We start from the raw sequence: 8,035 nt of genomic DNA on the forward strand, positions 1-8,035 counted from the left end.
GACCGCAGGATACGCACCGGATTAACGGCACGATGCTTTAGAGCGACTGGGCGACTTCCCGCAATACGCTGTGGCTGCCGTGCAACATGCAGGAGTGCTCCGAGCCGGTCGCTAAAGCGACTGGACTAGGGTGGTCGGCGGCGCTCTGGCCCTAGAGTTCGTGCTCTTCGATGCCCACCTCCCGGCCTATCGGCGATGGGCTCAGCCCAAACCGCCAAGGGAGGAAGGCAATGACGACATATGTTGCGTTCGGCCAGTGGACGGACCAGGGCGCGCGCGCGATCGCAGACTCACCACGCCGTCTCGACGCGGCCAAGCAGAAGCTCGAAGCGATGGGCGGCCGCGTGCTCTCGTTCTATCTGACGATGGGCGAGTACGACATGGTGCTGGTGTACGAAACGCCCGACGATGCAACAGCAGCACGCTTCCTCTTGCTGCTCGGAAGTCTAGGCGCGGTCCGCACGACGACGATGAAGGCGTTTCCGGAGAAGGCATACCGCGAGATCGTGGCCTCTCGGTTAGACGGGCCGGTGTATCGATCGCTGCGCAATGACGGCAGCCGGAGCGACAGAGAGAACGAGAGGTTCCCGTGCATGTCACCGTCCACAGATACGTCGGCCTTGGTAGCCTGATCGACAGGCTCGTACCTCTCGTGCGCGCCAAGCTCGTGCCCAGCCTCAGAGCCGCGCCCGGCTTCCTTGGCCATTGCACGTATGTCAGCGAGGACGGCCATCTCATCATTCTCACCGTCTCACGGGATCGCAGCAGTGCCGTACAGGCCGACAAACAAGTCCAAAGGCGGATGTCTGCTGCGTTAGGCGACATGGCGCGGCCGAGAATCGACATCACGGCAGGAGAAGCGCTGCTGCACGAGGTCGCAAGCGTGCAGCGCGGCGATGAGCCTCCGATGTTCATCATCGTGCGCGTTTACGACGGCATCGGTCCGCGCGAGGAAGTTCTGCCGCGCGTTAGAGAGCACGTCTTCCTGACCATCACGGGTGCTGCTGGCTTTCGCGGCTACTACGCCTACATTGACGAGAAGCACGAGACGCGCGGCGTAGCCGTCTCGCTCTTCGACAATCGCGAACACGCTCTGGAAGCCAATGAGCGCACCGTGTCGGTAATGCGCGATCAGCATATCGCACCCGGTCCGCCCGTCATCTTGGCCGGGCAGACAATGGTGGTGGCCTCTCGGTAGGGTCGCCTCCGCTGGCCCATGCGGATTTAAGCGGGCCGTGCCGAGGCCGCGTTTGCGGACGCGGATGCACTCAGTTACCCGCCGCCTTCACCTCGCCACCGTCGCGCCAGCCGGGCGTCACCGCGCTCCTGTTCCATCGTGCAGGTCGGACAGCACGAAGGAGAGGTCCGGGTGCGCAGGATGACGATTACGGCCGTGGCGTTGATCGGGGCGCTCGGCGGGGGCATGGCGGCAAGCCCAGCGGACGCCCGGCCAATGCCGCTGAATGCGGGAGAGCACGCGCGAGTGCAGCCGGTCGGCTATTACGATCGGGATGATGGTGCGCGCTTCTACGGACATCGCGAGGGCCGCTACGACTGGGGCGATCGCCGTCGAGAATACGAGCGCGCGCGCATCGCTGAGGCGGCGCGCCGTGAAGCAATGCGGATCGAGCGCGAACGCGCCGCTCGCCACGCGTGGCTGCACGCGCAGCGCCCGTATCGCGGCTGGTAAGCGGCGCGGGGCATGCAGCACGGATTGGTGCTTCAACCACCATGGGGTGACGTTCGGTCGCCTTGGCACCGCGCGCTCATGAGCGCGCTGCGAAGGTGGTGGACGACGGGACGGCATTATCATCCTGAGCGCCAGTACATGCGAGGTGGCACAGGCCAGCGGGGGCAATAAAGCGTGCCGTGTCGCCAAAATCGTAATGGCGGCGCAGCCCGCTAGCTGGCGTCGAAAATTGGGCGTCGGCGGGCCGCGCAGTGTTCAGATGGCAAGTTGCGGTAGGACGCTCGCCATATCGGCCAATATGACGACCTTCCGAGCCAACATGCCGCTCGCCATGGCACTGGCTGACTGGGGCGCTTGTGCAGAGGGACACTTACAGCGCTTCCTAGCGGACGGAAGCTGCGGCGTTCCGCCGTTGCTGCTGCTGACACCGTTCAGCACATCGATCTTATTCCCCGGGCGCTGCTGGCAGTCCTCGAGTGCTCTACCGCGCAGCGTCGTCAGGAACTCGCCGCGACGGCCTCCGCCAGCGACGCCAGATCGCTCACAGCCTGGGCGATGTTCGTCGCTAAGACCCTCGGTGCGGTTGTGAGGCTGCTGGTGAGATCAGCGACCGTCAAGGACTTGGCATTTGGCGCAGCGCTTCCTTCGAGCGGCGCAGAATCCTCCCGTCCAGGGCGTACTTCACGTAGCCGCCCCGGCCGCCAGCCGCCAGCTTGCGGCGCGCGCGCCGCTTCGCCGGCGTGAGCGAGCGTGCCGTCATGATGGGCGCCATCCTCGCCTTCGCCTGGCTCGGACACGGCCTCGGCGGCTTCAACGCGCCGGCCAGGAAGAACAGCACGTAGAATTGCCAGAGTTGGCCCGCCGCACTGGCCAGCAGCACGCAAAGCCCGACCACGAGCGTGCCCGCGAGCGCGATCCTTCGGATCGGCAGGCGGTCGGCGAGCACCCCCATGGCGATGCCGCCGAAGGCGAGTCCAACGAGGCCGGCCGAGTTGATCAGCGCGATGGCCCCCCGCGAAGGGTAGCGCCCGCGAGATCGGCAAATGACAGCGTCCTTCACGCGGCGAGCGGATGGCGCGGCGGCAGAGCGCAGCCAATCTCCGATTGGCAGAGCAGCGTCGTCTCGACCCGTGCATCACCAGACTTGCCGAGGATCAGCCCGATATCGGCGCGATAGTCCGCCACCTGGTTCACGGCGTCGAGTGCCGTCGTGGCGCGCAGACGCACCATGACCTCGGGGCGGAATGCACGGAAGGCCCGGATTGGCTGGGGCAGCAGCGCGGTCGCAAGCACCGGCACCGCTGCGATTGTGAAACGGCCCGTGCGGCCGCTGCGAAGGGCCTCGGCCAGGCGCTCCGCGCCGCTAATCGCTGCAAAAGCGCCGAGGAGTTCCGGGAGCAGCGCATGCGCCTCCTCCGTCGCGACAAGGCGGTTGCGATCCCGCCGGAACAGGCTGAAGCCCAGCCGCGTCTCGGCCTGGCGCAGCATCTTGCTCGCCGCGGGCTGCGTCATGCCGAGCCGCTCGGCGGCGCCAGTCACGCCACCCGCCTCCATGATCGTGCGGAATACCTCGAGCTCGCGCAGATTCAGCACCAGAACCATCCGTCTACGATGTCGGTTCGACCTTGGTATTTGACAGATATGGCCTTCGCTTTGCACGGTCCCCCGAAGGAAAGGGAGGAGGATCCGTGAAGGTCGTCGGCATCCAGGGATTCCATGTCGGCTTCGCGCCGAGCCCGGCGCTCGGCAATGCCTCCACCTTCATCCGCCGGCGCGAGATGCTCCTCCTCCAGCTTGTCGGCGAGGACGGGACCGCCGGCTGGGGCGAGGCCTTCAATTCCCCCGCCGCGGCCGCGACGGTGATCCGCACGCGGCTCGCGTCGCTGGTGCTGGGACAGCCAGCCGAGGACATGGGTCGGATCTTCAACGCCATGCTCGGCTCGCTCGGCTATGACCGGCGCGGGGCGGGCATGATGGCCATCTCCGCCATCGACATGGCGTTGCATGATCTCGCCGCGCGTGCCCGCGGCATCAGCGTGGCGCGGATGCTGGGCGGCGCGTCGCGCGACCGCATGCTGGCCTATGCCAGCGGGCCCTTCATCGCCGAAGGCGACGATCCCTACGGCGCCTATCCCGATGCGGTGGAGGCGCTACTGAACCGCGGCTTCCGGGCGATCAAGCCGCGCGTCGGCGCGGCGCCTCGGCTGGACGGAGCAGTCATGCGCGAGATGCGCCGCCAGGTCGGGCCGGCGGTCGGGCTGATGGTCGACATCAACCAGGGATACACGGTCGGCGCCGCGCTCGAGAGCCTGCGGCACATGGAGGAGGCCGACCTGCTCTGGGTCGAGGAGCCGCTGCAGCCCGAAGACATCGGCGGTTACCAAACGGTGGCCGCGGCAGCGCGCTGCGCCATTGCGGGCGGCGAGGCGCTGGGCAGCCTGGCCGCGTTCCGCGATTTCCTTGTCGCCCGCACCTTCTCCGTCCTGCAGCCTGACATGGCGGTTTGCGGCGGGTTCACGGGTTTCCGGCGCATCGCGGCGCTGGCGGATGCCTTTGACGTGCCGGTCATGCCGCATGTCTTTGGCAGCGTCGTGAATGCCCATGCCGCGCTGCAGATGGGGGCGCTGCTGCTGCCGCGGCGCGGCGGCGGGCCTGCGCCCTATCCCTTTATCGAGGTGGACGTCACGCCCAACCCGCTGTTGACGCTGCTGGGTCCGATGGAGCTCGGCGCGGATGGGTTGATGGCCGTTCCCGACGCGCCGGGTCTTGGCTTCGAACTCTCGCCGGATCGCCTGGCGCCCTTCGTCACCGAGCACTGGGAGATCGCGCCATGATCCTGCGCCGCATGCTACTGGCGGCAGCGCTGCTTCCGGCCGCTGGTCGCGCCTTCGCCCAAGCATGGCCCGCGCGTCCAATCCGCCTCGTCGTACCCTACCCGCCGGGCGGCGCGAGCGACATCACGGCACGCCTACTCGCGCAGGAACTGACGGCGGCCCTAGGCCAGTCCGTCGTCGTCGAGAACCGCGGTGGCGCGGCCAGCATCACCGGCACCCAGGCCGTCGCGGCCGCGCCGGCCGATGGCTACACGCTCGGCGTGGTGGACACCGCCTTCGTGGTGAACCCCGCGCTCTTCGGCAGCCGGCTCCCATACGACACGCAGCGCGACTTCACGCCGGTCTCGCTGCTGGTTCGCGCGCCGCTGGCGCTGGTCGTGCCGGCCTCGGCGCCCTGGCGCGACGTCGCCGCGCTGGTGGCGGAGGCGAGGGCGAAGCCGGACCAGGTTTCCTTCGGCTCTGCCGGCAACGGCACGGCGGTGCACATGGCCGGCGAGCAGTTCCGCCAGGCCGCGGGCTTCGCCTATCTGCACGTGCCCTATCGCGGCGGTGGGCCAATGATCACCGACCTCCTAGCGGGCCGCGTGCAGATGGCCTTCGGGACCGTGCCCGCCATCGCCGAACATGTTCGCGCTGGCCGGCTGCGCGCGCTGGCCGTCACTGGCCGAGCGCGCACCGATCTGCTGCCGGAGGTGCCGAGCATGGCCGAGGCCGGCCTGCCGCAGGTCGACGCCGCGCTGATCAATGCCCTGGTCGGCCCGGCCGGCCTGCAGGATGGTGTAGTGGATCGGCTGGCGATGGCGTCGCGCGCCGTCATCACCGGCGCGGCGATCCGCCTGCGCCTGTCCGAGCTCGGCTTCGAGCCCGTGGGCAGCACGCCGCAGGAAGTCCGCGACGCCTTCGCCGCCGAAATCCCGCGCTGGGAGGCGATCGTGCGGCAGGGCGGCATCACCCCGGACTGACAATGGCCGGGAAACAGCAATACTGACGTGGGAGAACGCGTATGAACTTCCTCGACCGCCGCGCGAAGCGGCCGATCACCGAGGCGCTGCGCGCCAGCGTGATGGAGGACCTGCCGGAACTCGCCGACATCGCCGATCGCGAACTGCGAGCCAAGGCGATCGAGGCCTGGGCCTATGCCCTGTCAGAAAGCAGCTTTGGGCGGGTCCGCGACGTTCCGGGCGAGGGCAATCCCGGCATGCAGGCGCTGCGGCGGGGCGACCAGACGGTGCATCTGCGTGGCGTGACGAAGCTCGCACTGTCCATCGCCGACACCTTCCTCACTGACTTTCCGGAAGCGCGGATCGAACGTGACGTCGTCCTCGCGGGCGGCCTGCTGCATGATGTCGGCAAGCCGTGGGAGTTCGACACCGGCAATCGCCGGCGGTGGGAGGGCGATCCATCCGCGACCGGCCTGCCGTCGCTGCGCCACTCCGTCTATGGCGCCCATATCTGCATCGCGGTCGGCTTGCCCGAGGAGATCGCGCATATCGCGCTCGGCCATTCGTATGAGGGAGACCAGTTGATCCGCAGCCTGGAATGCCTGGTCGTGCATCGTGCGGACCAGCTTTGGTGGGCGCTGGCTGGCGGCTGCGGGCTGCTGCAGCCCAGCGCCGACGCGCTGCTGGCGAGCCGCAAGATCGCGCCGCGCGCCCTGCGCAGCTAATCGCACGGGAGGGGGAGCCAAGATGCGTCGCTTCACTGGGTTGTTCATCGCCGCGTTGGTGCTTCTCGGCGTGGCGCCGTCCGCCCAAGCACAATGGCCAGACCGGCCGGTGCGGATCATCGTGCCCTTTGTGCCCGGCGGCAGCTCGGACATCCTCGCGCGTCTCGTCGGCGCTGGCCTTCAGCAGCGGCTCGGCCAGCCCGTCATCGTGGACAACCGCGGTGGCGCGAACGGGCTTCTCGGCATGGGAGCGGCGGCGCAGGCGCCGGCGGACGGCTACACCCTCGTCATCGGCCATATCGGTACGCATGCCATCAGCCCCCTGATCGTCGCGACGCCGAGCTTCGAGACGGTGCGGGACTTCACCACGGTCGCGCTGCTGGCCCGAGCGTCGAGCGTGCTGGTGGTGCCACCCAGCAGCGCGGTGACTGACGTGCCCTCTTTGGTGCAACGCGCGCGGACAGCGCCGCAGCGGCTGAGCTACGGCTCGCCGGGCGTTGGGTCGCCATCGCATGTGGCCGTCGTGCTGATGGGGCGGCTCGCCGGCTTCGAGGCCGAGCACGTGCCCTATCGCGGTAACGGCGCCGCCCTGACCGATCTAATGAACGGCACGCTGGACTTCATGTTCGCGGGCCCCGCGGAGGTCGCGGAGCCCGTGCAGGCGGGACGCCTGCGGGCGATCGCCACATCCGGCGCGCAGCGCGCGGCGACCTCGCCGCAACTGCCAACCGTCGGCGAGGCGGGCGTGTCTGGCTTCGAGATCAGCGTCTGGCACGTCCTTTCTGCGCGGGCCAGCACGCCGGCACCTATCGTAGCACGGCTGCGCACGGAAACCGCCGCGGTCCTTGCGAGCGATGCCATTCGCGAAAGGCTTCAGACTCTCGGCCTGGAGCCCGGCGGCATGGATGCGGCGGCAACCGACGCCTTTATCGCGGCAGAGATCGCCAAGTGGCGCCGCTTAGTGCAGGAAGCCCGCATCCAAGCCGACTGATGCGCAGGCCTTCGGAGCGTCCCGCGATGCTGCCGCCGGTCTCGACATCGTAGGTCGATCGAGGCGGCGCTTACCGCGTGGTCCGACCGCGTCACGATTGCCATCAAACTTCTGGTGCCGGGGAAGGGGAAGCATGACGACGGACCAGGCCGCGCCGAGGACGATGTTCGACAAGATCTGGGATCGCCACCGCGTGCTGGAGCGCGAGGACGGCCAGACCCTGCTTTATGTCGACCGCCACCTCCTTCATGACGGCACCGCGCCGGCCTTCGAGATGCTGAAGGCGCGCGGCGGTGACGGGGTCTTCGCTTCTTCTACGGACGGAGGACGGTGCCCTCGCATTGCGGCACGCGCCGGACACCAGTGTGACGCTGATTCCGCCACCGCCGCCCGGCATGTCCTGCGTCGGCGCCTGTGTTCCGCAGGAGCCGCGCGCGACGAGACCGTCGAGCAGTTCGTCCAGCGTGTGGGCCAGCCTAGATGTCCCGAGAACATGCCCGGCGGCCCGCGCCGTAACAGTGTCCCGCAGGATCAGCTCCTCAGCTAAGTCGTCGCGTGTAGCTCGGGCCGAGTGATCCTCGGGCCGGCGGCATTTCGCATTCCGCCTGAATCGAACACGCGTGCGGTAGCGCTGTCATCCAATGTCGGAGCGCTGGTGCTGCTGAGAAATCCCCAGTTCCTGTGGACGTTCCTGTGGATCGATTCCAAATCCGTCGCCCGTGCGTGGGCCGCCTTGGGTTGCCTCCAAATGAGGCAGTCGCGGATCGGGCGAAGCCAACGCTTTGACCAATGTCGCGTCGTGGCCGGCAGAGCCACTGCCGCTAGAGCGATTTCCGAGCTGAGTGAATCGGGGT

The 8,035-nt window shown here is 68.1% G+C and carries 11 protein-coding genes; 9 read left to right on the top strand and 2 right to left on the bottom strand.

What is annotated here, in order from left to right:
- Positions 1 to 230 precede the first annotated feature (230 nt).
- The 3 genes from ACLF3M_RS34900 (at position 231) to ACLF3M_RS34910 (ending at position 1,690) form a co-directional block, all read left to right on the top strand.
- The gene (locus ACLF3M_RS34900; RefSeq protein ID WP_430661630.1) at positions 231 to 632 is read left to right on the top strand and encodes a GYD domain-containing protein; all 402 of its coding nucleotides are present in this window, start codon (positions 231 to 233) and stop codon (positions 630 to 632) included.
- Positions 590 to 1,198, top strand: a complete 609-nt coding sequence (locus ACLF3M_RS34905) for a hypothetical protein (protein ID WP_430661631.1) — start codon at positions 590 to 592, stop codon at positions 1,196 to 1,198. The genes ACLF3M_RS34900 and ACLF3M_RS34905 overlap by 43 nt, the downstream gene beginning before the upstream one ends.
- 180 nt (positions 1,199 to 1,378) lie before the next feature.
- A complete protein-coding gene (locus ACLF3M_RS34910) occupies positions 1,379 to 1,690 on the top strand; it encodes a hypothetical protein (RefSeq protein ID WP_430661632.1) in 312 nt (103 codons plus the stop codon).
- A 613-nt stretch (positions 1,691 to 2,303) separates the two neighbouring features.
- Here the strand turns inward: ACLF3M_RS34910 and ACLF3M_RS34915 are convergent.
- Positions 2,304 to 2,636, bottom strand: a complete 333-nt coding sequence (locus tag ACLF3M_RS34915; protein WP_430661633.1) for a hypothetical protein — start codon at positions 2,634 to 2,636, stop codon at positions 2,304 to 2,306.
- A gap of 110 nt (positions 2,637 to 2,746) precedes the next feature.
- Positions 2,747 to 3,292: a LysR family transcriptional regulator gene (locus ACLF3M_RS34920; RefSeq protein WP_430661634.1), complete on the bottom strand. Its 546-nt coding sequence runs from the start codon at positions 3,290 to 3,292 to the stop codon at positions 2,747 to 2,749.
- An 86-nt stretch (positions 3,293 to 3,378) separates the two neighbouring features.
- Between ACLF3M_RS34920 and ACLF3M_RS34925 the strand changes: the two genes are divergently transcribed.
- The 6 genes from ACLF3M_RS34925 to ACLF3M_RS34950 form a co-directional block, all read left to right on the top strand.
- A complete protein-coding gene (locus tag ACLF3M_RS34925) occupies positions 3,379 to 4,524 on the top strand; it encodes a mandelate racemase/muconate lactonizing enzyme family protein (protein ID WP_430661635.1) in 1,146 nt (381 codons plus the stop codon).
- The gene (locus tag ACLF3M_RS34930) at positions 4,521 to 5,486 is read left to right on the top strand and encodes a tripartite tricarboxylate transporter substrate binding protein (protein ID WP_430661636.1); all 966 of its coding nucleotides are present in this window, start codon (positions 4,521 to 4,523) and stop codon (positions 5,484 to 5,486) included. Before ACLF3M_RS34925 ends, ACLF3M_RS34930 begins: the two co-directional genes overlap by 4 nt.
- A gap of 41 nt (positions 5,487 to 5,527) precedes the next feature.
- The gene (locus tag ACLF3M_RS34935; RefSeq protein WP_430661637.1) at positions 5,528 to 6,190 is read left to right on the top strand and encodes an HD domain-containing protein; all 663 of its coding nucleotides are present in this window, start codon (positions 5,528 to 5,530) and stop codon (positions 6,188 to 6,190) included.
- Between the two features lie 40 nt (positions 6,191 to 6,230).
- Positions 6,231 to 7,181 (top strand): Bug family tripartite tricarboxylate transporter substrate binding protein, encoded by a 951-nt coding sequence (locus ACLF3M_RS34940; RefSeq protein WP_430661638.1) that lies wholly within the window; start codon positions 6,231 to 6,233, stop codon positions 7,179 to 7,181.
- 133 nt (positions 7,182 to 7,314) lie between these two features.
- Complete coding sequence (locus ACLF3M_RS34945; RefSeq protein WP_430661639.1) at positions 7,315 to 7,728, top strand: hypothetical protein; 414 nt, start codon at positions 7,315 to 7,317, stop codon at positions 7,726 to 7,728.
- Positions 7,729 to 7,752: 24 nt separating this feature from the next.
- Positions 7,753 to 8,035: hypothetical protein (locus ACLF3M_RS34950; protein ID WP_430661640.1), on the top strand; the 283-nt coding region annotated here is incomplete at its 3' end.

This window comes from Falsiroseomonas sp. HW251 (assembly GCF_050563545.1).
Lineage (GTDB): Bacteria > Pseudomonadota > Alphaproteobacteria > Acetobacterales > Acetobacteraceae > Falsiroseomonas.